Raw genomic sequence first — 25,547 nt, 5'->3', positions numbered from 1 at the left:
GGGCGGTCGCCCATTTCCGTTGACCCGGCTCAATGACTTCGAGCGCCGAGGAGAGCATGTTGCCAGCCAATAGCGAACACCCCGTTCGGACGGAATTTGATCTGTTGAACATGCTGTTTGGCCAGAAACTTGCCACCCGGATCATCGGCGTGCTGGTGGCCTTCTTCCTGCTCGCGCTGGTGGCCATCGGGCTCACCCTGTATTCGTCGTGGAAGCTCGAAGGCGTGGCCGCGGCGATCAACGATGCCGGCAGCCTGCGCATGCGCTCCTGGAAAGTCGTGCATCACACCGCCGTATTGCCGCTCGAGGGTGCCACCCGCAATGCCCGCCTGGCGGTCTTGCACAAGGACATCGCCGACATCGAGCGCGTGCAGTCCGGCCTCGCGCTGGGTGACCCGGCCCGCCCGTTGTTCATACCGCGCGACGACGGAATCCCTGACGATGTGGCCACGATTGCCCGGATCTGGCATTCGGAGATGCGTCCACTGGTTGAACGTGTGGTCGGCGCGCAAACGGCGGCGGCTGCTGCGCAGGCCTCGGTGTCGCTGGAGGGGGCGACGCATACCTACGTCACCCGCATCGACACCGTGGTGAAGAAGATGGAGCGTAGCTTTACCGCGCACACCAATGTGTTGCGCAGCTACCAGGTGTTGCTGGTGGCGCTGGCGGTGATTGGCACGGTGGTGCTGATGCGGTTCTTCTTTGTCGCCGTGATCCGCCCGCTCGATACCCTGCAAAGCGGCATGCAACGGATGGAGCGCGAAGATTTCAGCGCCCGCGTGCCGGTGCTCACCAACGATGAGTTCGGTGAAGTGTCGCGCGGCTTCAACCGCATGGCCGGCCACCTCGAAGGGCTATACGGCACACTCGAAGAGCGGGTGGCCAACAAAACCCGCTCCCTGGCCGAGAAGAATCGCGAGCTGTCCATTCTCTACAACATCGCGCGGCTGTTGCGGCGGCCGATGAGTATCGAAGAGCTGTCGCGCAGCTTTCTCGAAGAGGTCCGTCACACCTTCGAGGCGGACGCGGCCTCGGTGCGGCTCTTCGACGCCGAGGCCGATAACCTCTACATCACCACCCACCAGGGGCTGGCCACCGAATTCATCGACGAAGAGGCGATTCTCGATTGCGGCAACTGTCTGTGCGGGCAAGCGGTGCTGGGCGATATTCCGATTGTCAGCAGCACGTCTGATCCGGACGGCGCACGCACCCGGGACACCTGCCTGCGCGCCGGTTTCGTGACCGTGAGCGCGGTACCCGTCAATCACAACAATCGCGCGCTGGGCATTTTCAATCTGTATTTCCGGCGCAAGGTCGAGGTGTCGGAGGGTGATCGCGAGGTGCTGCAAAGTCTCGGTCAGCATCTGGGCATGGCCATCGACAACGTTCGGCTGCAGTCGCGTGAGAAGGAAATGGCGGTCTCCGAAGAGCGCAATCTGATCGCCCGTGAACTGCACGACTCCATCGCCCAAGGCCTGGCTTTCCTGAATTTGCAGGTGCAGATGCTCGACGATGCGTTGGCCAATGATCGCCAGGAAGACATCGGCGAAGTGCTCGAAATGATCCGCCAGGGCATCCAGGAGAGCTACGCGGATGTGCGCGAACTGCTGCAGCATTTCCGGGCGCGCGTGCCGCAACAGGACCTGGCAGCCGCGCTGCGCCTTGCGCTTGAGCGTTTCTCGCAGCAAAGCGGCGTCAGCGGCGAATTGCGGGTGCATGGTGCGAGCCCGCCGACAGTGGCCGAAGTGGATGTCCAGGTGCTGTACATTGCCCAGGAGGCCTTGTCGAATGTTCGGAAGCACGCGCATGCCAAGCATGTGAGCGTCGACTTGTGGCGTGATGCGGAGGGGGTGCGGCTTGAAATCCGCGATGATGGCGTCGGTTTTGACAAAATGGCCGCCGGCGCACCTGAATACGGCGAGCATGTGGGCTTGCACATCATGGGTGAGCGGGCGGCCCGCATTGGCGGCGTGCTCGACATCCAGTCGCAAAAGGGCGGCGGCACCTCGGTCAGCCTGATGCTGACGGCGACCGAGCAGGAGGCGGCACAGACATGACGGAACGAATTCGCATCTTACTGGTGGATGACCACGGCTTGTTTCGCAGTGGCATCAAGTCCTTGCTCAAGCGCAGCGACGAGTTTGAAGTGGTTGGCGAGGCGGCGGACGGGCTCGAAGGCGCCAAGCGCGCCAAGCAACTCGCGCCCGATGTGGTGCTGCTCGATCTGCACATGCCCGGCGTCGGGGGGCTGGATGCGCTCAAGCTCATTCTCGAAGATGTGCCGCAGACGCATGTGCTGATGCTGACCGTGTCGGAAGATTCGGAAGATCTGCTCACCACCTTGCGCGGCGGCGCCACGGGTTACCTGCTCAAGAATATCGAAGCCGAAACCCTGATTGACGCCATCCGCATGGCCTCGCGCGGCGAGCCGGTGGTGTCTCCCCTGATGATGGGCAAGCTGCTGGCCAATCGCAGCCATGGTGGACCCAGTGCCGCCAACCCGGCAGCGGCGGACGCCGAGCTCGACAAGCTCACCCCGCGTGAGCGCGAGATCCTCGCCTGCATTGCCAAGGGGCAGAGCAACAAGCAGATCGCGCGCAACCTCGAGGTGGCCGAAAGCACGGTCAAGATCCATGTTCAGAGCGTGCTCAAGAAGCTTCATCTGAGCAGCCGGGTGCAAGCCGCGGTGTTTGCGGTTGAGCGCGGTTTCGCGGCGCAATGAGCGCGAAGCCGATTGTCTATTCCTGTTCGGGTTGCTCCAGCGCGGCGCAGCTGGCCAATCATTTCGCGCTTCAACTCGATCGTGAAGGGCGGGCCGATATGTCGTGTATCGCAGGTGTTGGCGGGCATGTGGCGCCCTTGGTGCGACTGGCGCGCTCGGGCCGACCCATGTTGGCACTCGATGGCTGCGTGCTGGCCTGTGTGCGCGAAACGCTCGCGCAGCATGGCCTGACGCCGACGGTTCATGTCCGGCTGGACGCCTTCGGCGTCAAGAAGCTCAAGAAGGCCGATTTCGACCCGGCCCAGGCCCGCGCGCTGTATCCCCGAGTGCTTGAGCAACTCGCCGCCGGTGTCTCGCAGGACGCGCCCAACTGAGCCCTTTGGGGGGCAGTTTGCGCCCGGTTGTGTTGCGGCGCGATATTAAGTTTTGGTTACATATATAAAGCACTCTGCCTCGGTGACGATAGCCTCTTCGTCCGGAAATAATGCGAGTGCACATAATGTCCCTGAAACTACGAATCACTTTGTTCAGTGCGCTGATCACCGTTCTGGTGGCGCTTCTGATGGGCGCTCTCGGTGCTGTCGGCCATCACCAGATGGGCGAACGTTTGATTGACGCTGAGCAGCGCAGCAACGCTGGCGTATGGTCCCGAGCGCTTGGCCAGCTTTACCGGCAGATGGATGGTGCCGTCACTGCGCTGGCGGGCGAGTTCGATCTGCGCTCGGCCCTCAAGCAGGGTGACGCCGAGGCATTGGCGGGTTATGCCGAACGCTTCATCGCTCTGACCGGCGATGGCGGTGGCTACGACCACCTGTCGATTCACGCACCGGACGGCCGGGCGCTCTATCGCAGCCCGTCGTCACCGCCATTGCCGATCGGTGATCTGGTGACCGCCGCGGCGCGGCAGAAGGATGCGCTGACCGATCTGTCCGTCGCCGGCGGCGCACCGTGGGCGGTGAAGGCTTTTCCGCTGACCTCGCGCGAGCGCTTGATTGGCGTGGCGGTTCTGGTCAAGGGGCTGGGGCCGATGGCGGCGGCGATGGCCGACGGCAGCGAGCAGGGGGTTGCCATATGGGGCGAGGGCGGCGCGGCACTGGCCAGTGCGCTGCCGTCCGGTGTTGATGCGGGCCGGCTGCAGGCGGCGTTCGCCGGCGAGGCGCGGCAGACGGTGTGGCGCACCGCGAACGCTGCCTACCGAGTCAATCGTTTGCCAGTGGTCAACGCCAGCGGGGAGACGATCGGCCACTGGCTGGCTGTGCGCGAGGCCACCGCGGCGCTGGCTGAGGAATCGCGTTTTCTGATTGTCGCGGGGGTGGCGCTGGTTTTGATCGTGGCGCTCAGCATCGCGGGCTTGTACGCCCTGATGCAGCACTATCTGGCGCCGTTGGTGCGGGCGGCCGAAGTGGCTGAAGCCATCGCCGTTGGCCGGCTGTCGGTTGAGGTGGCGCGCGGCGGGGTGGCTGAAGTGGCCACGCTGGAGGGCGCCATGGCACAGATGGTCGGCGGGTTGCAGGCGCTGGTGGCTGACATCGGCCAGGTGTCGACCCGGGTCGATGCCGCTGCGGGGCAACTCGATCTCGGCGTGCAGGATGGCCATGTCGATCTGCTGGCCCAGCACGGGGAGTGCCGTGACATTACCGAAGCGGTGGACGAGATCACCTGCTCGATCGGTCAGATCGTCGATAGCACCCGCTCGGCCAATGCTGCTGCGGTGCAGATCGAGCGTTTGTCGGCGCGTGGACGTGAGGCGATTGCCGAAAACCGTGACGCCGTCGCCGTGCTGTCGACGACGCTGGCGCAGGCCACGGATGCCAGTCGGGCAGTGCACGGGCTGACCGCGCAGGTGACCGAGGTGCTGGGCGAGATTGGCGAGATCGCCGACCAGACCAACCTGCTGGCCCTCAATGCGGCCATTGAGGCGGCACGGGCGGGCGAACAGGGGCGCGGCTTTGCCGTGGTGGCCGATGAGGTGCGCAAGCTGGCCGGACGGACGCGCCAATCGACCGAAGTGGTCGGCGGTATCCTGCAGCGGCTGTCGAAAGACGTCAGCGGTGCGGTCGATCGGCTCGACGCGGTGGGCGAGGCCATGCGCCACACCCAGCAACAGACCGAGGTGCTCAACGCGCGCTTCTCGGATATTGCCGAGCAGATCGGCGGCGTGGTGCAGCTGAACCAGGCCGTCGCGTCCGCCGTGCATTCGCAGGAGGGGATCACCGAGACCATTGCCGAGCGCATGCGTGGATTCCAGGGCCGCTCGGAGCGCGCCGTGGCGCACAGCAGCGAACTCAGCGACACTTCGCGGGCGCTGCGGGCGCTCGCCGAAGCACTGAAAGCGACGACGGCGCGTTTCGCATGAGCCCCGGTGGGCACGTTTTGGCGTAATCTCGGTCCGACCTCAGAGACATGGCCGGGAGCATGACGTGCGACAGGTGACCATCGTTGGCGCGGGCAAGATCGGTGAGGTGATTGCCGACTTTCTGGTGTCGAGCGGCGATTACGCGGTGAGCGTGGTCGATCGCGACGCAAAGGTGTTGGCGCGGCTCGCACAGGCGTTACCCTCGGCCACGCTGCGCCAGATTGACGTGGCCGATGCCCGCCAGCTTGCTGCGGTGCTGGCCGGCCAGAACGCGCTGATCAACGCCTGCCCCTTCGACCTGAGTGAATCCCTGGCCCGCGCCGCCGTTTCGGCAAGGTCGCACTATCTCGACCTCACCGAAGACGTGGGCAGCGCACGCACGATACGGGCGCTCGCCGATGGCGCACCAACGGCGGTGGTGCCCCAATGCGGTCTCGCCCCGGGCTTCATTTCCATCGCTGCCTACGATCTGGCCCGGCGTTTTGACGAACTGCACGATGTGCACATGCGGGTCGGCGCGCTGCCCAAGTTCCCCTCCAACGGCCTCAAATACAACCTCACCTGGAGCACCGACGGATTCATCAACGAGTACCTCAATCCCTGCGAAGCGATTGTCGGCGGGGTGCGCAAGGAGATGCCGGCGCTCGAAGAGCTGGAGCATTTCTCGCTCGACGGTGACGACTACGAAGCCTTCAACACCTCCGGCGGCCTCGGTACGCTGTGCGACACGCTCAATGGGCGGGTGCGCAATCTGAACTACCGCACGGTGCGCTATCCGGGGCATCGCGATGTGATGAAGCTGCTGCTGCACGACCTGCGCCTGGGCGAACGGCGTGCGCTGCTCAAGGAAATACTCGAGTCATCGATCCCGGTCACCATGCAGGATGTGGTGCTGGTGTTCGTCAACGTGAGCGGCATGCGCGACGGCTTGCTGATGCAGGAGACCTTTGCCCGCAAGATCTACAGCCGTGAGCTCGGCGGGCGGATGCGCAGCGCGATTCAGGTCACGACAGCCAGCGCGATCTGTGCCGTACTCGATTTGTTGATGGATGGCCGCTTGCCGCAGCATGGCTTTGTCCGGCAGGAAGATATCTGTCTGGACGATTTTCTGAGCAATCGCTTTGGTCGCCACTATGTGACCGATGGTGAGGAGCCACAGACCGCCGCCAGCGGTGGCTTGTGATAACAACCCTAGGAGACGATGGATGAGCGCAGCGCGTATTTTTGAGGCATTGGGGCTTGACCAGGGGCGGCTGTCCGACGGCGACTGGGTGGTGTGTTCTCCGATCGATGGCGCAGAGATTGCTCGTGTGGCGCTCGATTCGCCCGAGGCGCTGGAGGCCAAGGTAGCGCGCAGTGTCGAGGCTTTTGCTCAGTGGCGGATTGTGCCGGCCCCGCGCCGTGGTGAGCTGATCCGACGCTTTGGTGCTTTGCTTCGTGAGCACAAGTCGACGCTGGGCGCGTTGATTACGCTCGAAGCCGGCAAGATCACCGCGGAGGGCGAGGGTGAGGTACAGGAGATGATCGACATCTGCGACTTCGCGGTCGGGCTGTCCCGCCAACTCTACGGCCGAACCATCGCCTCAGAGCGCCCGGAGCACAGCCTGCGCGAGACCTGGCACCCGCTGGGTCCGGTGGGCGTGATTTCGGCTTTTAATTTTCCGATGGCGGTGTGGGCCTGGAACGCCACGCTGGCCGTGGTGTGTGGCAACAGCCTGTTGTGGAAGCCGTCCGAGAAGACGCCGCTGTGTGCCATCGCCTGCCAGCACCTGTTTACGCAGGCCATGGCCGGTTTTGACGATGCCCCCGACGGCTTGTCGCAGGTGGTGCTGGGCGGCCGGGAGACCGGTGTGGCGCTGGCCGATGATGTGCGTGTGCCGCTGATCAGCGCGACCGGCAGTTGTGCCATGGGGCGCCAGGTGGGCGCGCGAGTGGCGCAGCGTTTTGGCAAATCGATTCTGGAACTCGGTGGCAACAACGCCATTATCGTGACCGCCTCCGCCGATCTCGATCTCGCCGTGCGGGCGATTGTCTTCGGCGCTGTCGGCACCGCCGGCCAGCGCTGCACCACCACGCGCCGCGTCTTTGTTCAGCGTGAGGTGGCCCGGGTGCTTTTCGAGCGCCTGGAGCAGGCCTACGCGGCCTTGCCTATTGGTGACCCGCGGAAGGCCGGCACGCTGGTCGGCCCCTTGATCGACGCGCGTGCTTTTGCGCAGATGGAGCACGCCTTGCAGGTTGCGCGGGAGCAGGGTGGCAAAGTGGTGGGTGGCGGTCGCGTGCTCGCAGATCGATACCCCGACGCGTATTACGTGCAGCCCGCGCTGATCGAAGGTGGGGGTGCGCTCGACAACAGCTTTGAAGAGACCTTTGCGCCGGTGCTGTACTGCTTTGCCTATGACGCCCTCGACGAGGCCATTGCGCGTCAGAACGCCGTGCCGCAGGGGCTGTCGTCCGCCATCTTTACCACCGACGTGCGCGAAGCCGAGCGGTTTCTGGCCGCCACAGGAAGCGACTGCGGCATCGCCAATGTGAACGTCGGGACCAGCGGGGCGGAAATCGGCGGTGCGTTCGGGGGCGAAAAAGCCACCGGCGGCGGGCGGGAATCGGGGTCGGACGCCTGGCGCGGCTATATGCGGCGGCAGACGGCGACGGTCAATTACTCGGACGAACTGCCGCTGGCGCAGGGGGTGCGCTTCGGTTGAAGTGGATGCGTCAGGCGGTAAAGAAGCGCTGCGTGATCTCGGCGGGCAGTTCCTGGCCGGTGGCGCGGGCGCGTTTGAGCAGCGTCCAGTAGTAGCGGTAGGACGCGCGGTCGTGCAGTTTGCCGGCGTGCTGGATCGGGCCCCAGTTGGCGTCTTGCGCGGCTTCGAGAATGGCGATCGCACTTTCGACCTCGGAAAAGTCGGGCCGCATGGCTTCGAGGATCGGGGTGATCTGGTTGGGGTGGATGCTCCACATGCGCAGATAGCCGAATTCCCGGCGGGCGCGTTCGGCGTCTTTGCGAATGTAGTCGACGTCCTTGATCTCGGTGGTGACGTTGTGGCTGGGCACCACGCCATGGGCGAGCGCGGCGGCGGCGATCTCGCACTTGGCGCGCGCCACCAGCGGGTGCTCGAACTGCGCGGGGCTGCGCATGGCCTCGCCGGGGATGGCGCCGTGATGGGCGCTGACGAAGTCCATCAGGCCGAAATCGAGGCTTTCAACTCCGTCGAGCGCGGCGATATGCCAGGCATCGCGCAGCGCGCCGTGCGTTTCGATCAAGACATGCACCGGGAGCGCGATGCCGGTGTGGTTAGCCGCTTCCTGCATGCGCAGATAGGCCAGTTGTTCGCGGACATCGTCGACCGAGCGCGGTTTGGGAAAGGTGATGAAGGCGAGGCGCTGGCCAGCGTCTTCGACCAGGATGTCGACATCCCGGCGCCAGTGCGGATGGGTGATGTCGTGGATGCGCGCGCCGACCCGGCCAAACTGGTTGGCGGGTGACATGACCATGGCGGCGGCCATGTGGGCGTGCTCGGTTTCCTGGCCGGCTTTGGCGCCGTCTTCGCAGTCGCAGGTGATGTCGAACACCGGGCCCATGTCCTGCTGGATGGCCAGCGCCTTGGTGATGAGCTTTTCGCTGCCGGCGTAGTGGTCGATGGCGGGCATGTCGGGGAGCGTGCGCTCGCCCTGGAAAAGAACCTGATCGGGATGCATGGCGGTCATGTCTGTGTGGTGAGTATTGCTGGGCAGAATAGCAAAAAAATCGGGGGCGATTTCTCGCCCCCGATGCTTTGCTGCTGAATCCTGATAAAGGATCAGAGCAGGTCTTTCACACCTTCGCGCTCTTCGAGCAGCTCGTTGAGCGTGACAGTCATGCGCTCGCGGGAGAATGCGTCGATTTCCAGATCCTTGACGACCTTGTACTCACCGTTTTCGGTGATGCAGGGCACGCCGTAGATGATGCCTTCGGGGATGTCATAGGAGCCGTCGGACGGCACGCCCATGGTGACCCATTCGCCGTTCGAACCGAGTACCCAGTCACGGATGTGGTCGATCGCAGCGTTGGCGGCCGATGCGGCGGACGACAGGCCACGCGCCTCGATAATGGCGGCGCCGCGCTTGCCGACGGTGGGCAGGAAGGTGTCGCTGTTCCAGACGTCGTCGTTCACCAGGGCCTTGACGTTGTCACCGTTGGACAGGCAGAAACGGTAGTCGGCGTACATGGTGGGCGAGTGGTTGCCCCACACGACCAGCTTGGTCAGGCTGGACACGCTGCGACCGGTTTTGCCGGCGAGCTGCGACAGGGCGCGGTTATGGTCCAGACGCAGCATGCCGGTGAAGTTCTTGGTGTTGACGCGGCCGAACTTCTCGGCGGTCTTCATGGCGATGTAGGCGTTGGTGTTGCAGGGGTTGCCGACGACGAGCACCTTGATGTTCGGGTCAGCGTACTGGCCGATGGCGGCGCCCTGAACGGTGAAGATCTTGGCGTTTTCGGTCAGCAGGTCCTTGCGTTCCATGCCGGGGCCACGCGGACGGGCGCCGACCAGCAGGGCGATTTGCGCATCCTTGAAGGCGACATTCGGGTCGTCGGTGGCAACCATGCCGGCGAGCAGCGGGAAGGCGCAGTCTTCCAGCTCCATCATCACGCCCTTGACGGCCTTCTGTGCCTGCGGCAGGTCCAGAAGCTGAAGAATGACCGGTTGATCCTTGCCCAGCATTTCACCGCTGGCGATGCGGAACAACAGGCTGTAACCGATTTGACCGGCTGCGCCAGTGACGGCGACACGTACGGGGGCTTTGCTCATGGACGACTCCCTCTCGATGTGAGTGTGTGAAAGCGGACATTCGGCTGACCGTGTGCCTCGTGTGTGAGGCGGGCGTCGGTGTTTGCCGATTCGCGCAAGATAGTAGTATTGCGGATGGACAAAGTCAATTCATGTCATACGTCTTATATAAGATATATGAGTTGATATAGACGCCTTTCAACTTTTGTGATGAAATACGCCAATGGCCCAGACGTCCCCCACCTTTAGTCCGCTCTATCGTCAGATCAAAAGTCTGATGCTGGTGGCGCTTGAATCCGGCGAATGGAGTCCGGGCCAGGCCATTCCCAGTGAGCAGGAACTGGCGGCGCGTTTCGGCGTCAGCCAGGGGACGGTGCGCAAGGCCATCGATGAAATGGCGGCCGAGAACCTGCTGGTGCGCAAGCAGGGTAAAGGCACCTATGTTGCATCGCATAATGACCCGCGCTCCTTGTTCCGCTTTTTGCGCCTGGTGCCTGAGGGTGAAGATCTGTCTCATCCCGTTAGCGTGCCGCTCGAATGCTGGCGTGCCAAGGCGGGCCAGGAGGCGGCGCGTGTGCTCGCAATCGAGCCTGGTTCGCCCATCATCATTGTTCGGCGCTTACTAGAATTTAGCGCAAAACCCGTCGTTGTCGACGAAATCTATCTGCCTGGCGAAGTTTTCCAGGGCTTGACGCTCGAAATGCTGCAGGGCTGGAAGGGGTCGCTTTACAGCCTTTTTGAAACCCGCTTTGGTCTGCGCATGATTCGCGCCGAAGAGCGCATTCGGGCGGTGGCCGCTGATCGGCGAACGGCGGAAATGTTGCGCGTCAAAGAGGGTGTGCCCTTGTTGTCGGTCGAGCGGGTGACATTCACCTATGGCGACCGGCCAGTAGAATGGCGCCGTGGCCTGTATTCGACGGACGAACATTTTTATTTGAACGAGCTGAATTAATGGCGTGCGACGCATTCAGGTGACGCGACGTCAACGGTTATAATCGACGTTTTTCGTGGGAGTAAGGCGGCATTCGTGCGGCCTAGCATTGGGGGAAAAGATGTCTGAAATGACAGTCAGAAAAAAGCGCCCGAAACACTTGGCGTTGCACGAAATCAGGCTGCCCTTGGCGGGGTTTGTCTCGATTCTGCACCGCGTCAGTGGCGCAGGTTTGTTCTTGATGTTGCCGTTGCTGTTGTCTTTGTTTGCTGACAGCCTCGGGTCCGCAGAGACCTTCGCTGACTACAAGGACACGGTTTCCAATCCGCTGGTGAAGCTGATTCTGTTCGGTCTGTTGTGGGCGTTCCTGCACCACTTCTGTGCCGGCATCCGCTTCTTGCTGCTGGACGTTCACAAGGGTCTGGATCTCGCCTCGTCGCGTCAGTCGGCCCGTCTCGTTCTCATTGTCAGCCTGGTGCTGACCGTTCTGATCGGGGTGAAACTATGGTGAAACGGATTGTTGTCGGCGCCCACTACGGTCTTCGCGACTGGATTGGCCAGCGCGTGACTGCCATCGTGATGGCGCTGTATTCGGTGTATTTCGGAATCTGCGCGCTGATGCTGCCGGAAATGTCATACGAGGCCTGGAGCGGCATGTTCGCCGGCGGCTTCATGCGCTTCTTCAGCTTCCTCTTTTTCATGTCGCTTTTTTATCACGCCTGGGTTGGCGTCCGTGACATCTTCATGGACTACATCCAGCCGGTCGGTATTCGACTGACCTTGCACGTGATCGTCATGTTCCTGCTCATCGGCTACGCCGGTTGGGCAGCCCAGATTCTGTGGAGGCTGTAAGGGTGAAAATCGCAAAGCATACTTATGATGCGGTGATCGTCGGCGCGGGTGGTGCGGGTCTTCGCGCCGCACTGCAGCTGTCAGAATCCGGTCTGAAAACGGCGGTCCTGACCAAGGTGTTCCCGACGCGCTCCCATACCGTGGCTGCACAGGGTGGCGTGGCCGCTTCGTTGGGTAATTCCACAGAAGACAACTGGCACTGGCACATGTACGACACCGTCAAGGGGTCGGACTGGCTGGGTGACCAGGATGCCATCGAGTTCATGTGCCGCAAGGCGAACGAAGTCGTCGTCGAGCTCGAGCACTACGGCATGCCTTTTGACCGTCTCGACAACGGCAAGATCTATCAGCGTCCCTTTGGTGGTCACTCGCAAAACTACGGCCAGTCGCCGGTGTCGCGCTCCTGTGCCGCTGCCGACCGGACGGGTCACGCGATGCTGCACGCGCTGTATCAGCGCAACGTGCGCGCGAAGACCCAGTTCTACGTCGAGTGGATGGCGCTGGACCTGATCCGCGATGCCGACGGCGACGTGGTCGGTGTGACAGCGATGGAAATGGAAACCGGCGAAGTGTCGATCTTCCATGCCAAGGCAGTGATCTTCGCCACCGGTGGTGCCGGCCGGATCTACTACAGCTCGACCAACGCCTTCATCAACACCGGTGACGGTGTCGGTATGGCGGCGCGCGCTGGCGTTCCGCTCGAAGACATGGAGTTCTGGCAGTTTCACCCGACCGGCGTAGCCGGCGCGGGCGTGCTGATTACCGAAGGTGTGCGTGGTGAGGGCGGCATTCTGCGGAACGCGGCGGGTGAGCGTTTCATGGAGCGCTATGCGCCGAACCTGAAAGATCTCGCTTCGCGTGACGTCGTGTCCCGTTCGATGGTGACCGAGATCAACGAAGGCCGTGGCTGCGGACCCGACAAGGACCACGTCCTTCTCGACATCACGCACCTGTCGCCCGAGACGATCATGAAGCGTCTGCCTGGCATTCGCGAGATCTCGATCCAGTTTGCCGGTATCGACCCGATCAAGGCGCCGATTCCGGTTGTACCGACCTGCCACTACCAGATGGGCGGTATTCCGACCAACTACAAAGGTCAGGTGGTTGCGCCCAAGGGTGATAACCCGAATACACCGGTGACCGGTTTCTATGCCGCGGGTGAGTGTGCCTGCGCTTCGGTGCATGGCGCCAACCGCCTTGGTACCAACTCGTTGCTCGATCTGCTGGTGTTTGGCAAATCGGCGGGTGAAACCGTGGTTGAGGATATCCAGAGCGGCAATCTGCGTCTCAAGCCGCTGCCCGACGATGCGGCCGATTTCTCGCTCGCACGGATGGCGCGTCTCGAGAACCAGAAAGACGGCACCAATGTGCACGAAGTCCGTCTGGCCATGCAGCGCACCATGCAGAAGCACGCCGGCGTGTTCCGCTTCTCCGAACTGCTCCAGCAGGGCGTGACCGCGATTCTCGAGGTGGCCGAGCAAGCCAAAACCACCGAGATCAAGGACAAGTCCATGGTCTGGAACACGGCGCGCATGGAAGCGCTTGAACTGGATAACCTGATCGAGGTTGCCAAGGCCACCATGATTTCGGCCGAAGCGCGCAAAGAGTCTCGCGGCGCCCACGTGCGCGATGACGCACCGGATACTGCAGAGTTTCCGAACGGCCGCCGTGACGACGAGTGGCTCAAGCACACCTTGTGGTACAGCGAAGGCAACCGCCTGGATTACAAGCCTGTGAATTTGCAGCCGATGTCCGAAAGCGTCGATCCGATCGCGCTTGCGACGCGGACTTACTGAGAGGCCGGGAGTCGAACAGATGAGCAAACGTACCGTTCAATTCAAGATCTACCGTTACGATCCGGACCGCGACGAAAAGCCCTACATGCAGGATATTTCGGTCGACCTCGAGCCGTCCGACAAGAAGCTGCTGGATGCGCTGGTTCGCCTGAAGGTGAAGGACGATTCCACGTCCTTCCGCCGTTCGTGCCGCGAAGGTGTGTGTGGCTCCGATGCCATGAACATCAACGGCAAGAATGGTCTGGCCTGCCTGACCGATGTCGACAGCTTGCCGCAGCCGATCGTGCTGCGCCCGCTGCCGGGGCTGCCCGTCATTCGCGATCTGATCGTCGACATGACCCAGTTCTTCAAGCAGTACAACTCGATCAAGCCGTACCTGGTCAATGACAACCCGCCGCCGGAGCGCGAGCGTCTGCAGTCGCCGGAAGAGCGCGAAGAGCTCAACGGGCTCTACGAGTGCATTCTGTGTGCTTGCTGTTCGACGTCGTGCCCGTCGTTCTGGTGGAACCCTGACAAATTCGTCGGCCCCGCGGGTCTGCTTGCAGCCTACCGTTTCATCGCCGACACCCGGGATGAAGCGACAAACGAGCGCCTCGACAACCTCGAGGACCCGTATCGTTTGTTCCGTTGCCACACCATCATGAACTGTGTGGATGTCTGTCCGAAGAGCCTGAACCCGACCCGGGCGATTGGCAAGATCAAGGACATGATGGTGCGTCGCGCGGTATGACGCCAAATAAAGGACGCATGCGCTGGCACTGCCGTCGGGCGCTACTGGAACTCGACCTGGTGTTCGCACGCTTTCTTGAAAACAGGTTCGACCAGCTGAGCGATGCTCAGTTGGCCGACCTTCAGGACCTGCTGGATATCGAAGACCATGACCTCTGGGCCATGGTCAACGGAAGCGCACCGTGTCCCGAAGATCGCTGGATGCCACTCCTCAGCATGCTGCGTGATAGCGGAACACAGGATGATTCTGCCTAGGCAGATGGAAAATAACAGGTAAGCCAAAGGACAAGTTATGAGCAATGAACGTAACGCCACCCTCACGGTCGATGGGAAAACGGTCGAATTTCCGGTGATGACCGGAACGCACGGCAACGATGTCATCGACATCCGTACGCTGGGCGCCAAAACCGGTCTGTTCACCTACGATTCCGGATTCCTTTCCACCGCTAGCTGCGCGTCCACCGTGACGTTTATCGATGGTGACAAAGGCGAGTTGCTGTATCGCGGCTATCCGATCGAGCAACTGGCAGAGCACTGCAACTTCCTCGAAGTGGCTTACCTGCTGAAAAACGGCGAGCTGCCCAACAAGACGCAGAAGACCGATTTCGAAGACACCATCAAGAACCACACGATGTTGCACGACCAGATGACCAAGTTCTACTCGGGCTTCCGTCGTGATGCACACCCGATGGCCGTCATGGTCGGTGTGGTGGGTGCCTTGTCGGCCTTCTATCACGACGCGCTGGATCTGCAGGACGCCGAGCACCGTAACGTGTCCTTCAATCGTCTGGTGGCCAAGCTGCCGACTATCGTCGCGATGGCGTACAAGTACAACACCGGGCAGCCCTTCATGTACCCGCGCAATGATCTGGGCTATACCGCCAACTTCATGCACATGATGTTTGGCACGCCCTGCGAAGAGTACAAGCCGAACCCGGTGCTGGTGCACGCGCTCGACACCATCTTCACGCTGCATGCCGATCACGAGCAGAACGCATCGACCTCGACCGTGCGTCTGGCCGGCTCCTCCGGTGCCAACCCGTTTGCCTGCATCTCGGCCGGTATCGCCTGCCTGTGGGGCCCGTCCCACGGCGGTGCAAATGAAGCCTGCCTGAACATGCTCGAGCAGATCGGCGACGTCTCCAAGGTCAGCGAGTACATCGCCCGTGCCAAGGACAAGAACGATCCGTTCAAGCTGATGGGCTTTGGTCACCGTGTCTACAAGAACTTCGACCCGCGCGCCAAGCTGATGCGCAAAGTCTGTTACGACGTGCTGACCGAACTGGGCCTCGAAAACGACCGCCTGTTCAAGCTGGCCATGGAGCTCGAGAAGATCGCGCTGGAAGATCCGTACTTCGTCGAGAAGAAGCTCTACCCGAACGTAGATTTCTACTCCGGCATCGTGCAGAAAGCACTGGGCATCCCGACCTCGATGTTCACCTGCATCTTCGCGCTGGCCCGTACCGTGGGCTGGATGACGCAGTGGGAAGAGATGATGACCGATCCGGAATACAAGATCGGTCGTCCGCGTCAGTTGTATGTCGGCGCGGCTCGCCGCGACGTCGTGGCGATCGACCAGCGGGCGTAACACCCATGCGGGCTGGGAAAGTGAGCACTTAAATCAGTCCGTCACGGGATGATCACCGCCTGTCGTGATCATCCCGTTTTCCTTATGCCCCAATTGGCCGTGATCGCCGGATGGCGATTACCAGACTAGGCAACAGAATTCGGGTGAATTCCAAGATGATGAAGCAACTGCATAGCACCTCGATGCTGTTCGGCAGCAATGCACCGTTCGTCGAAGAGCTGTACGAGTCATATCTCGCCGATCCGGAAAACGTTCCGGAAGAGTGGCGAACCTATTTTGATGGTCTGAAAGCGGGTGCCGCCGCTGCGGTGCGCGATGTGGCGCATACGCCGATCATCCACGCCTTCGAGCAACTCGCCAAACGTGGCCCGGTGCGCACCATTACCTCCGGCGACGGCAACAAGCGTCAGGTCAGCACGCTGCAGTTGATCAACGCCTATCGCTTCCTCGGTACCCGCTGGGCGAATCTTGATCCGCTCAAGCGCAGCGAGCGCATGCATGTGCCGGAGTTGGAGCCGTCCTATTACGGCTTCACCGAGGCCGACCTGAACGAGCAGTTCAATGTGGGCTCTTTCCACGCGTTCTCCAGCGAGCAGGCGAGCCTGCGCGAGATTCTGGAGGCCGTGCGGCAGACTTACTGCGGCTCGATCGGCTCCGAGTACATGTACATCTCGGATATCGCCCAGAAGCGCTGGATTCAGGCGCGCCTGGAGAGCATTCGCGGCACGCCGCAGTTTTCCGTTGAGCAGAAGAAGCACGTCCTTGGCCGTGTGACTGCTGCCGAGACGCTCGAAAAATATCTGCACACCAAGTACGTCGGCCAGAAGCGCTTCTCGCTCGAAGGTGGCGAGTCGATGATCGTCGCCATGGATGAGGTGATCAGCGTCGGCGGTCGTCTCGGTGCGCAGGAAATCGTGATCGGCATGGCTCACCGTGGCCGTCTGAACGTGCTGGTCAACACGCTGGGCAAGTCGCCTTCGACCCTGTTTGCCGAATTTGAAGGCAAGGCCGAAGTTGACCTGAGTGCCGGTGACGTGAAGTACCACAACGGCTTCTCGAGCGATGTGATGACTCCGGGCGGTCCGGTTCACCTCACGCTGGCCTTCAACCCGTCTCACCTTGAGATCATCAACCCCGTGGTGGCCGGCTCGGTCTATGCGCGCCAGGTGCGTCGCAAGGACAAGGCCAAGACGCAGGTGTTGCCGGTGATCATCCATGGTGACTCGGCAGTGGCCGGCCAGGGTGTGAACCAGGAGATGCTGAACTTCTCGCAGACCCGCGGCTACGGCACGGGCGGCACGGTTCACATCGTGGTGAACAACCAGATCGGCTTTACCACCTCCGATCCGCGCGATTATCGCTCCTCGCTGTATTGCACCGACATCTTCAAGATGGTCGAGGCGCCGATCTTCCATGTGAATGGTGATGATCCGGAAGCCGTTGCACTGGTCACCGCGCTGGCGGTCGAGTTCCGCAACGAATTCAAGAAAGACGTGGTCATCGACATCGTCTGCTATCGCAAGCTCGGCCATAACGAGCAGGACGAGCCGATGGTGACGCAGCCGCTGATGTACAAGAAGGTGGCGCTACACCCGGGTACGCGCAAGCTGTATGCCGATCGCCTTGTGCGTGAAGGCGTGTGCGCGGCCGATGAACCCGAAGCGATCATTCAGGACTACCGCGAGCACCTCGATCGCGGCGAACTGCTGGCCAACCCGGTGCTGTCCGGTCATAACCGTCAGTTCGCGGTGGACTGGACGCCTTATCTCAAGGCCGAGTACACCGACGAAGCCGTTACGGCCGTGCCGATGGTCGAGCTCAAGCGTCTGGCCGAGCGGATCAGCACGGTGCCAGAAGGCTTTGAGTTGCAGCCCCGGGTCAAGAAAATTGTTTCCGACCGTGCCGCCATGGCGCGCGGCGAAGCGCTGATCGACTGGGGCATGGGCGAGAACCTCGCCTACGCCAGCTTGTTGGTTCAGGGCTACGGGGTGCGTTTGTCCGGTGAGGATATCGGCCGCGGTACCTTCTTCCACCGTCATGCCGTGTTCCACGATCAGAAGCGTGAGCGTTGGGACGAGGGCGCCTACATTCCGCTGCAGAACATCCAGGATGGTCAGGCCGAGATTCAGGTCTTCGACTCCGTGTTGTCTGAAGAGGCTGTGCTGGCGTTTGAATATGGTTACTCCACTGCGGTGCCTGACGACCTGGTCGTTTGGGAGGCGCAGTTCGGTGACTTCGCCAACGGTGCGCAGGTCGTGTTCGACCAGTTCATTTCGTCCGGCGAAGCCAAGTGGGGCCGCAAGGTCGGTCTGACGGTGTTGCTGCCGCATGGCTACGAAGGTCAGGGTCCGGAGCACTCTTCGGCCCGCCTCGAGCGTTACATGCAGCTGTGTGCTGAAAACAACATGCAGGTGCTGGTGCCCAGCACGCCGTCGCAGATCTTCCACCTCTTGCGTCGCCAGATGGTACGTCAGCTGCGCAAGCCGGCCATCGTCATCACGCCGAAATCGCTGCTGCGTCATAAAGAGGCAGTGTCGACCATGGATGAGCTCACCAAGGGCTCCTTCCGTACGGTCATCGGCGAGGTCGACAAGCTGGATGCCAAGAAGGTCAAGCGTGTCGTGTTGTGCTCCGGCAAGATCTACTACGAGCTGATGGCCTATCGCCGCGAGCAGGAGATCAAGGACATCGCCGTGGTGCGTATCGAGCAGCTTTACCCGTTCCCGCGGGAGGCTTTCCGTGCCGAACTGGCCAAGTACCCGAACGCCAAGGAAGTGGTGTGGTGTCAGGAAGAGCCGCGCAACCAGGGCGCCTGGTACTGGTTTGCTTCGCGTCAGCACCTGATCAACGTGCTCGGCCCGAAACAGAAGTTGCTGCTCGTCAGCCGTCCGGCTTCGGCATCGCCTGCGGTGGGTTACTACGCCAAACACAATGCCCAACAGAAAGCGGTGCTTGAGAACGCTTTCGGTCCCATCAACGATTGATCGAACAACGAAAAAACCACGCATTAGAGGGAGTCAATTCATGCTGATCGAAGTTAAAGTCCCCCAGTTGTCGGAGTCCGTGTCCGAAGCGACGCTCGTCACCTGGCACAAGAAAGAAGGCCAGGCCGTTTCGCGTGACGAGAACCTGATCGACATCGAGACCGACAAAGTCGTGCTCGAAACCCCGGCACCGGCGGATGGCGTGCTGGTCAAGATCATCCTTGGCGACGGTTCGACCGTGGCCAGCGGTGACCTGATCGCCCAGATCGATACCGAAGCCAAAGCGGCTGCCGGTGCTAGCACCAAGGCTGCCGAGCCGGCACCGGCCGTGACCGCGCCGCCCGCCGCCAGCAAGGCAGCCGGCGGTTCGGCCAGCCCGGCCGCGCGCAAGATCCTCGACGAAAAAGGCGTAGCCGCCGATGACGTCGCCGGCTCCGGCCGTGGTGGTCGTGTCACCAAGGGCGACGCAGTCGCCGCAGGCAAGGCCGCGCCGGCTGCCCCGGCAGTGGTCGTGTCCGGTGACCGTCCGGAAGAGCGTGTGCCGATGACGCGTTTGCGCGCTCGCATCGCTGAGCGTCTGCTGCAGTCCAAGAACGAAAACGCCATTCTCACCACCTTCAACGAAGTGAACATGGGTCCGGTGATGGCCCTGCGCGCTCAGTACAAGGACAAGTTCGAGAAAGAGCACGGCGTGCGCCTGGGCTTCATGGGCTTCTTCGTCAAGGCCGCCGTGGCTGCGCTCAAGAAGTTCCCGGTGCTGAACGCGTCGGTCGATGGCAATGACATCGTCTATCACGGCTACTTCGACATCGGCATCGCTGTCGGCAGCCCGCGTGGTCTGGTAGTGCCGATCCTGCGTGACGTGGATCAGATGTCGATCGCCGACATCGAAAAGAAAGTTGCCGAATATGGCCAGAAGGCCAAAGAAGGCAAGATCACGATGGAAGAGCTCACCGGCGGTACCTTCTCGATCTCCAACGGTGGTGTGTTCGGTTCGATGCTGTCGACCCCGATCATCAACCCGCCGCAGTCGGCCATTCTCGGCATCCATGCCACCAAGGATCGTCCGGTGGTGGAGAACGGTCAGATCGTCATCCGTCCGATCAACTATCTGGCGATGTCCTACGATCACCGCATCATCGACGGCCGCGAAGCCGTGCTGGGTCTGGTGACCATGAAGGAAGCGCTTGAAGATCCGGCGCGCCTGCTGCTGGACGTCTGATAAGGAATACAGCGGGCGCCTCGGCGCCCGTTGTCGACATCGAGGGAGAGAACAATGTCGAAGAAACAATTTGATGTGCTGGTGATCGGTGGTGGCCCGGGTGGTTACGTGGCCGCCATCCGCGCCGCCCAACTGGGTTTCAGCGCCGCTTGCGCCGAATCCAACCCCTACGCCGACCCGAAAGGCGAGCCGCGTCTTGGCGGCACCTGCCTGAACGTCGGTTGCATCCCGTCGAAGGCGCTGCTGCATACCTCGCACATGTTCGAGGAAGCGTCGCACGACTTCGCCGACCAAGGCATCAAGGTCGGGACGCCGAGCATTGACGTGCCGACCATGGTCGCGCGCAAGGCCAAGATCGTTGATCAGCTCACCGGTGGGATCAAGGGCTTGTTCAAGAAGAACAAGGTCACCATGCTGCCGGGTCATGGCAGCTTTGTCGGCCAGACTGCGGATGGCTGGGACATCAAGGTGGGCGACGAGGTTATCGGCGCCAAGCAGGTCATCATCGCGACCGGCTCGACCGCACGTCACCTGCCGGGTATTCCGGTAGACAACACCCTGATCTGCGACAACATCGGCGCGCTGGATCTAGACGCGGTGCCCAAGCGCCTCGGCCTGATCGGCTCCGGCGTGATCGGCCTGGAAATGGGCTCGGTGTGGCGTCGTCTGGGTGCGGAAGTCACCATCCTCGAAGCCATGGACAGCTTCCTCGGCGCGGCCGACCAGGACGTGGCCAAAGAGGCTCAGAAGGTGTTCGCCAAGCAGGGCCTGGCGGTCAAGCTGGGCGTCAAGGTGGGCAAGGTCACGCCGGCCAAGAACAAGAAGTCGGTCACCGTCGAGTTCGAAGACAAGGACGGTGCGCAGAAGGCCGTGTTCGACAAGCTCATCGTATCGGTGGGGCGTGTGCCGAACACCGACGGGCTGAACGCCGAAGCCGTTGGCCTCAAGCTGACCGATCGCGGCATGGTCGATGTTAACGATCACTGCCAGACCAATCTGCCGGGCGTGTGGGCGGTGGGCGACGTGGTGCGTGGCCCGATGCTGGCGCACAAGGCCATGGAAGAAGCTGTCATGGTGTGCGAGCTGATGGCAGGCCAGGCCGGCCATTGCGACTTCAACACCATCCCGTGGGTGATCTACACCTCGCCGGAGATTGCTTGGGTCGGAAAGACTGAGCAGCAACTCAAGGCCGACGGCGTGGCCTACCGTGCCGGCAAGATCCCGTTCATGGCCAACGGCCGTGCGCTGGGCATGGGTGCACCGACCGGCTTCGTCAAGATGCTGGCCTGCGCTGAAACCGACCGCATCCTCGGCGTGCACATCATCGGCGCCAATGCCTCGGAGCTGATTTCCGAAGCCGTCGTGGCCATGGAGTTCCATGGTGCGGCCGAAGACCTCGCGCGTATCTGCCACGCTCACCCGACCATGTCGGAAGCGGTGCACGAGGCCGCGCTGGCCGTCGATAAGCGTCCGCTGCACTTCTGAGCGACGCTGCCGTAAGATCAAGGGTGGGTTCGGGGTAGCGTGGCTACCCGGAGCTCACCCTTGTGCATTTTGTTTCTACTTGATATGTCGTCCTGACCATGCCTCATCGCGAACTTGATGTCCCGGAATTCGGCATGATCGATGCCTACAATGAGGCACTGATCGCGCGCGGCTATGAAGCCGATCCCGCGCAGCAGTCGGCCGTCAAACGCTTGCAGACGCTGTATTCCGATCTGCTCGGCTACAAGGTTGCGCGACGCAGTCTGTTCAAGAAATGGTTTTCAAAGCCGTCTGAGCCACGCAGCGTCTATTTCTGGGGTGGGGTGGGGCGCGGCAAAAGCTTTTTGATGGACTGCTTCTACGAGGCGGTGCCCTATACGCGCAAGCGCCGGGTGCATTTCCATGCCTTCATGCAGGAAGTGCAGAACGATCTCAAATCGCTCAATCATCTGCCCGATCCGCTGCAGATCATCGCCGACCGGGTGAGTGAGCAGACGCGTCTGCTGTGCTTCGACGAATTCCACATCTCCGACATTGCCGACGCAATGATTCTCGGGCGGCTGCTCGACGCCTTGCTGGCGCGCGGGGTGATCTTCGTGATGACCTCCAACTATCCGCCCGACGGGCTGTATCCGAATGGCCTGCAACGCATCAATTTCCTGCCGACCATCGCGCTGATGAAGCAGCGTTTCGATGTGGTCGAGGTCGATTACGGCACCGACTATCGCTTGCGAACGCTGGAGCAACTGCAGATCTATCTGGTGCCCGACGATGACGAGGCGCGCGAGCGCATGGCCGACGACTTCTACCGCATCGCTGCGGTCGAAGGCGCGCCGGGGGCCATCGATGTACTGGGGCGTAGCTTCGAAGCCATACGCGTTGCGCCGGGCGTGATCTGGTTCGACTTCAACGCCTTGTGCAAGGGGCCGCGCTCGCAAAACGACTATCTAGAGTTGGCCCGCGAATATCACACGATCCTCGTGTCTGGCGTGCCAAAGATGGCTGCAGGGCAAAGCAATGAAGCCCGCCGTTTCACCTGGCTGATCGACGTGCTTTACGATCACCGGGTCAAACTCATCATGAGCGCGGAGGCCGAAGCCCATGATCTGTATCGCGAAGGTCACAACGCCAACGAATTCGTACGCACCGTCAGCCGGCTCATGGAAATGCGTACCCGGGATTATCTTGCGGAAGCCCACCGGACCGAGTAAGCGACGCCTGACGCGTCGGATCTCGCATTGGCTGCTGCTGTTCGTCACGGTGCTCGGCCTGAGTGGTGTCGCCCACGGCGCACTGCCGCTGACCATCATCACACTTCAGCATCGCAGCGTTGGCGAGGTGCTCCCCGCCTTGCGCCCGATGCTTGCGCCCGAGGGGCAGCTCAGCGGCATCAACGACAAACTGCTGATCCGCACGACCCCTGACAACCTGCGCGTATTGCGCGACGTACTCGGCGCCATCGACACGCCGCCCGCTCGGCTGCGCATCGAGGTGCGAAGCGATCGCAGCGGTAGTGAGCAGCGGTTTGACGCTGGTGTCGGTGGCGAGATCAAAAGCGGCGATGTCGGCGTTCGCTTTCCAGGGCAGGTGTCGGCGCGCGGCGCTCGTATCGAGATCGGCAGCGTGCAGGTCGGGGTGAATGAATCCACCCGCAGCGTGCATCGCGGCAGCACCCAGTTTGTCGAAACCCGCGACGGCGGCACGGCCACACTCTTTGTCGGCACCGCCGAACCCTTGGCGTTTCGCCAGGTCTTCATTCAACCCAACGGCGCGCGGGTGGTGCGAGGCACCATCTACCGCGAGGTGGGGCAGGGCGTCTCGGTGCGCCCGACCGTTGTCGGACAGCGGGTGCGACTGGTGTTGAGCCCCGAGGCCAGCGCCTTGGCAAACGATGGACGGATTGAAGTCATGCGCCTCGAAACCGAAGTGGAAGGCCGGCTCGGTGAATGGATCGCTGTCGGCGGCGCCACCACCACCGGCGCCGACACCGAGTCGAGCGGGGTCGCGATCGGTAGCACATCAAGCGCCGACACGCAGAGCACTGCCGCGTTCTGGGTGCGGGTGACTTCCGCAGGAGCCGTGCGTGACTGAGGTCGATAGCGTTCAACGCGATGTCGAAGCCGCGTTCTCGCCCGAGGGCGCCCTGGCGCAAGTCGTGCCGGGCTTTGCCGCGCGGACGCAGCAAATTGAAATGGCGGTCAAGATCGGCCAGACCATCCGCGAGCAGGGCGTGCTGGTGGCCGAAGCCGGCACGGGCACGGGCAAGACCTTCGCCTATCTTGTGCCCGCGCTGATGTCCGGCGGCAAGGTGCTGGTGTCGACCGGCACCAAAACACTGCAAGACCAGCTCTTCCGGCGCGATCTGCCCACGGTGCGCAAGGCGCTCAAGCTGCCGCTGCGCATCGCGCTGCTCAAGGGCCGCGCCAATTACGTCTGCCATTACCATCTGGCGCGCCATGCCAACGACGGGCGCTTCGCGACGCCGCAAGACGCGGCCAACCTGCGCAAGATCACGCGTTTCGCCGAGATGACCCGCAGCGGCGACAAGTCTGAATGCCTGGATGTGCCCGAAGACAGCGCCGCCTGGATCTCCGCCACCTCGACGCGCGACAACTGCCTCGGCCAGGACTGCCCCAACGTCAAGGAGTGCTTCGTGCTGCAGGCCCGGCGCGAGGCCATGGACGCCGACGTGGTGGTGGTCAATCACCACCTGTTTTTCGCCGACGTGATGCTGCGCGACGAGGGCATGGGCGAGCTGCTGCCGGCCTGCAACACCCTGGTGTTTGACGAAGCGCATCAGCTGCCCGAGACCGCCAGCCTGTTCTTTGGCGAGTCGGTCAGCACCGCCCAGGTGATCGATCTGGCGCGCGACATGCGCGCCGAGGCGCTGGCCGGCGCCTCCGACTGCCGGGTGCTGATCGAAGGCACCCGCACGCTCGAAAAGGCGGCCCGCGACTGGCGCCTGTCGGTCAGCGACGAGAACGCGCGCATCAGCCTGGAGCAACTCGCCCAGCACACCGGCTTCATGCCCGCCATCGAGATGCTGGCCAAAACGCTGGCCGAGGTCGGCGCCATTCTCAAGACCCAGGCCGAGCGCTCGGAGGGCTTGGCCAACTGCCTGCGCCGGCTCGAAGAGATGGCCGAACGGCTCGATCATTGGCAGCATCCGCCCGAGCCCAAGGTGGTGCGCTGGGTCGAGGTCTTCACCCAGTCGCTGGCGGTCAACAGCACGCCGCTCGAGATCGGCAATGTGTTCGCCCGCCAGATGCAGCGCTACCCCAGCGCCTGGATTTTTACCTCGGCCACGCTCGCCGTCGGTACCGATTTTTCGCACTACAACCGCGACCTCGGCCTCAACTGGCTGGAGCCGCCAGCGCACACGGCCGTCTGGGGCAGCCCGTTCAACTACCCGGAGCAGGCGGTGCTGTACGCACCGGCCGGCATGCCCAACCCGAACGCGCCGGAGTACCCGGACGTGGTCGCCGATATCGCCTTCCCGCTGATCCGCGCCGCCCACGGCCGCACCTTTGTGCTGTGCACCTCGCTGCGGGCCATGCGCCGCATCCACGAGCGCCTGGGCGACAAGCTCGAACGTGCCGGCCTCAAGCTGCCCTTGCTGCTGCAAGGTGAGGGCTCACGCAGCCAGTTGCTGGCGCGTTTTCGCGAACTCGGCAATGCCGTGCTGGTGGCCAGCCAGAGCTTCTGGGAAGGCGTCGATGTGCCCGGCGACGCGCTGTCGGTGGTGGTCATCGACAAGCTCCCCTTCGCGCCGCCCGACGACCCGGTGCTCGCCGCGCGCATCGAACATCTGCGCGAAGCCGGGGTCAATCCCTTCATGACCTACCAGCTGCCGCGTGCCGTCATCAACGTCAAGCAGGGCGCCGGGCGACTGATCCGCACCGAGCAGGACCGCGGCGTGCTCGCGGTGTGCGACCCGCGCATGATCGACAAGCCCTATGGCAAACGCGTCTGGCGCAGCCTGCCGCCGATGCGCCGCACCCGCGTGCCTGAAGAAGTCGAAGCCTTCCTCGCCACGCTGCCACCGCCGCGCGGCGTCACCGCCGAGGTGCTGCCGAGCGAGGATTCGGCCGACGACGTTACACTGACCGACTGAAT

21 protein-coding genes are annotated in these 25,547 nt (G+C 62.4%); 19 read left to right on the top strand and 2 right to left on the bottom strand.

Annotated elements, in window-relative coordinates:
* Window positions 1–32 precede the first annotated feature (32 nt).
* From FHP89_RS01310 to amaB, 6 genes are all read left to right on the top strand, one after another.
* Complete coding sequence (locus FHP89_RS01310; protein WP_260851435.1) at window positions 33–2,057, top strand: type IV pili methyl-accepting chemotaxis transducer N-terminal domain-containing protein; 2,025 nt, start codon at window positions 33–35, stop codon at window positions 2,055–2,057.
* Window positions 2,054–2,722, top strand: a complete 669-nt coding sequence (locus FHP89_RS01305) for a response regulator (protein ID WP_144176656.1) — start codon at window positions 2,054–2,056, stop codon at window positions 2,720–2,722. The genes FHP89_RS01310 and FHP89_RS01305 overlap by 4 nt, the downstream gene beginning before the upstream one ends.
* Entirely contained in the window at window positions 2,719–3,096 is a 378-nt protein-coding gene (locus FHP89_RS01300; RefSeq protein ID WP_144176655.1) for a putative zinc-binding protein, read from the top strand. Before FHP89_RS01305 ends, FHP89_RS01300 begins: the two co-directional genes overlap by 4 nt.
* A 125-nt stretch (window positions 3,097–3,221) precedes the next feature.
* Window positions 3,222–5,078: a methyl-accepting chemotaxis protein gene (locus FHP89_RS01295; RefSeq protein ID WP_144176654.1), complete on the top strand. Its 1,857-nt coding sequence runs from the start codon at window positions 3,222–3,224 to the stop codon at window positions 5,076–5,078.
* Window positions 5,079–5,142: 64 nt separating this feature from the next.
* A complete protein-coding gene (locus FHP89_RS01290) occupies window positions 5,143–6,261 on the top strand; it encodes a saccharopine dehydrogenase family protein (RefSeq protein WP_144176653.1) in 1,119 nt (372 codons plus the stop codon).
* 22 nt (window positions 6,262–6,283) lie between these two features.
* Complete coding sequence (gene amaB, locus FHP89_RS01285) at window positions 6,284–7,780, top strand: L-piperidine-6-carboxylate dehydrogenase (protein ID WP_144176652.1); 1,497 nt, start codon at window positions 6,284–6,286, stop codon at window positions 7,778–7,780.
* A gap of 10 nt (window positions 7,781–7,790) precedes the next feature.
* Here amaB and FHP89_RS01280 read toward each other — a convergent pair whose 3' ends face one another.
* Together FHP89_RS01280 and FHP89_RS01275 are read right to left on the bottom strand one after the other, a co-directional pair.
* Complete coding sequence (locus tag FHP89_RS01280) at window positions 7,791–8,783, bottom strand: HpcH/HpaI aldolase/citrate lyase family protein (protein ID WP_144176651.1); 993 nt, start codon at window positions 8,781–8,783, stop codon at window positions 7,791–7,793.
* Window positions 8,784–8,875: 92 nt separating this feature from the next.
* The gene (locus FHP89_RS01275) at window positions 8,876–9,865 is read right to left on the bottom strand and encodes a malate dehydrogenase (protein ID WP_144176650.1); all 990 of its coding nucleotides are present in this window, start codon (window positions 9,863–9,865) and stop codon (window positions 8,876–8,878) included.
* 202 nt (window positions 9,866–10,067) lie between these two features.
* Between FHP89_RS01275 and FHP89_RS01270 the strand changes: the two genes are divergently transcribed.
* The 13 genes from FHP89_RS01270 (at window position 10,068) to FHP89_RS01210 (ending at window position 25,545) form a co-directional block, all read left to right on the top strand.
* Window positions 10,068–10,796, top strand: a complete 729-nt coding sequence (locus FHP89_RS01270; protein WP_144176649.1) for a GntR family transcriptional regulator — start codon at window positions 10,068–10,070, stop codon at window positions 10,794–10,796.
* Between the two features lie 100 nt (window positions 10,797–10,896).
* Entirely contained in the window at window positions 10,897–11,286 is a 390-nt protein-coding gene (gene sdhC / locus FHP89_RS01265) for a succinate dehydrogenase, cytochrome b556 subunit (protein ID WP_144176648.1), read from the top strand.
* Window positions 11,280–11,627, top strand: a complete 348-nt coding sequence (gene sdhD / locus FHP89_RS01260; RefSeq protein WP_144176647.1) for a succinate dehydrogenase, hydrophobic membrane anchor protein — start codon at window positions 11,280–11,282, stop codon at window positions 11,625–11,627. Before sdhC ends, sdhD begins: the two co-directional genes overlap by 7 nt.
* Before the next feature lie 2 nt (window positions 11,628–11,629).
* The gene (gene sdhA / locus FHP89_RS01255) at window positions 11,630–13,423 is read left to right on the top strand and encodes a succinate dehydrogenase flavoprotein subunit (protein ID WP_144176646.1); all 1,794 of its coding nucleotides are present in this window, start codon (window positions 11,630–11,632) and stop codon (window positions 13,421–13,423) included.
* Window positions 13,424–13,442: 19 nt separating this feature from the next.
* The gene (locus tag FHP89_RS01250) at window positions 13,443–14,153 is read left to right on the top strand and encodes a succinate dehydrogenase iron-sulfur subunit (RefSeq protein ID WP_144176645.1); all 711 of its coding nucleotides are present in this window, start codon (window positions 13,443–13,445) and stop codon (window positions 14,151–14,153) included.
* Window positions 14,150–14,407, top strand: a complete 258-nt coding sequence (locus tag FHP89_RS01245) for an FAD assembly factor SdhE (protein WP_144176644.1) — start codon at window positions 14,150–14,152, stop codon at window positions 14,405–14,407. Before FHP89_RS01250 ends, FHP89_RS01245 begins: the two co-directional genes overlap by 4 nt.
* 37 nt (window positions 14,408–14,444) lie before the next feature.
* Window positions 14,445–15,740, top strand: a complete 1,296-nt coding sequence (gltA, locus tag FHP89_RS01240; RefSeq protein ID WP_144176643.1) for a citrate synthase — start codon at window positions 14,445–14,447, stop codon at window positions 15,738–15,740.
* Between the two features lie 155 nt (window positions 15,741–15,895).
* Window positions 15,896–18,724 (top strand): 2-oxoglutarate dehydrogenase E1 component, encoded by a 2,829-nt coding sequence (locus FHP89_RS01235; protein ID WP_144176642.1) that lies wholly within the window; start codon window positions 15,896–15,898, stop codon window positions 18,722–18,724.
* 40 nt (window positions 18,725–18,764) lie between these two features.
* Window positions 18,765–19,946, top strand: a complete 1,182-nt coding sequence (gene odhB / locus FHP89_RS01230; RefSeq protein WP_144176641.1) for a 2-oxoglutarate dehydrogenase complex dihydrolipoyllysine-residue succinyltransferase — start codon at window positions 18,765–18,767, stop codon at window positions 19,944–19,946.
* Window positions 19,947–20,000: 54 nt separating this feature from the next.
* Complete coding sequence (gene lpdA, locus FHP89_RS01225) at window positions 20,001–21,431, top strand: dihydrolipoyl dehydrogenase (RefSeq protein WP_144176640.1); 1,431 nt, start codon at window positions 20,001–20,003, stop codon at window positions 21,429–21,431.
* Between the two features lie 98 nt (window positions 21,432–21,529).
* Entirely contained in the window at window positions 21,530–22,642 is a 1,113-nt protein-coding gene (gene zapE, locus FHP89_RS01220; protein WP_144176639.1) for a cell division protein ZapE, read from the top strand.
* Window positions 22,617–23,522 (top strand): hypothetical protein, encoded by a 906-nt coding sequence (locus FHP89_RS01215; protein ID WP_144176638.1) that lies wholly within the window; start codon window positions 22,617–22,619, stop codon window positions 23,520–23,522. The genes zapE and FHP89_RS01215 overlap by 26 nt, the downstream gene beginning before the upstream one ends.
* Entirely contained in the window at window positions 23,515–25,545 is a 2,031-nt protein-coding gene (locus FHP89_RS01210; RefSeq protein WP_260851434.1) for an ATP-dependent DNA helicase, read from the top strand. Before FHP89_RS01215 ends, FHP89_RS01210 begins: the two co-directional genes overlap by 8 nt.
* The last annotated feature ends 2 nt before the right edge of the window (window positions 25,546–25,547 follow it).

Origin of the sequence: Denitromonas ohlonensis (assembly GCF_007625205.1) — a bacterium.
GTDB classification, from domain to species: domain Bacteria; phylum Pseudomonadota; class Gammaproteobacteria; order Burkholderiales; family Rhodocyclaceae; genus Nitrogeniibacter; species Nitrogeniibacter ohlonensis.
Note: the sequence above shows the minus strand (reverse complement) of the source record. Positions and strands in the feature narration are given on the sequence as shown.

What these genes read in the sequence shown, in the direction of transcription:
- zapE (WP_144176639.1), top strand. Translation starts at nt 21,530, where the DNA reads ATGCCTCATCGCGAACTTGATGTCCCGGAATTCGGCATGATCGATGCC.
- sdhD (WP_144176647.1), top strand. Translation starts at nt 11,280, where the DNA reads ATGGTGAAACGGATTGTTGTCGGCGCCCACTACGGTCTTCGCGACTGG.
- lpdA (WP_144176640.1), top strand. Translation starts at nt 20,001, where the DNA reads ATGTCGAAGAAACAATTTGATGTGCTGGTGATCGGTGGTGGCCCGGGT.
- FHP89_RS01275 (WP_144176650.1), bottom strand. Translation starts at nt 9,865, where the DNA reads ATGAGCAAAGCCCCCGTACGTGTCGCCGTCACTGGCGCAGCCGGTCAA.
- FHP89_RS01305 (WP_144176656.1), top strand. Translation starts at nt 2,054, where the DNA reads ATGACGGAACGAATTCGCATCTTACTGGTGGATGACCACGGCTTGTTT.
- FHP89_RS01280 (WP_144176651.1), bottom strand. Translation starts at nt 8,783, where the DNA reads ATGACCGCCATGCATCCCGATCAGGTTCTTTTCCAGGGCGAGCGCACG.
- FHP89_RS01310 (WP_260851435.1), top strand. Translation starts at nt 33, where the DNA reads ATGACTTCGAGCGCCGAGGAGAGCATGTTGCCAGCCAATAGCGAACAC.
- gltA (WP_144176643.1), top strand. Translation starts at nt 14,445, where the DNA reads ATGAGCAATGAACGTAACGCCACCCTCACGGTCGATGGGAAAACGGTC.
- FHP89_RS01235 (WP_144176642.1), top strand. Translation starts at nt 15,896, where the DNA reads ATGATGAAGCAACTGCATAGCACCTCGATGCTGTTCGGCAGCAATGCA.
- odhB (WP_144176641.1), top strand. Translation starts at nt 18,765, where the DNA reads ATGCTGATCGAAGTTAAAGTCCCCCAGTTGTCGGAGTCCGTGTCCGAA.
- sdhC (WP_144176648.1), top strand. Translation starts at nt 10,897, where the DNA reads ATGTCTGAAATGACAGTCAGAAAAAAGCGCCCGAAACACTTGGCGTTG.
- FHP89_RS01300 (WP_144176655.1), top strand. Translation starts at nt 2,719, where the DNA reads ATGAGCGCGAAGCCGATTGTCTATTCCTGTTCGGGTTGCTCCAGCGCG.
- FHP89_RS01270 (WP_144176649.1), top strand. Translation starts at nt 10,068, where the DNA reads ATGGCCCAGACGTCCCCCACCTTTAGTCCGCTCTATCGTCAGATCAAA.
- FHP89_RS01245 (WP_144176644.1), top strand. Translation starts at nt 14,150, where the DNA reads ATGACGCCAAATAAAGGACGCATGCGCTGGCACTGCCGTCGGGCGCTA.
- FHP89_RS01250 (WP_144176645.1), top strand. Translation starts at nt 13,443, where the DNA reads ATGAGCAAACGTACCGTTCAATTCAAGATCTACCGTTACGATCCGGAC.
- FHP89_RS01295 (WP_144176654.1), top strand. Translation starts at nt 3,222, where the DNA reads ATGTCCCTGAAACTACGAATCACTTTGTTCAGTGCGCTGATCACCGTT.
- amaB (WP_144176652.1), top strand. Translation starts at nt 6,284, where the DNA reads ATGAGCGCAGCGCGTATTTTTGAGGCATTGGGGCTTGACCAGGGGCGG.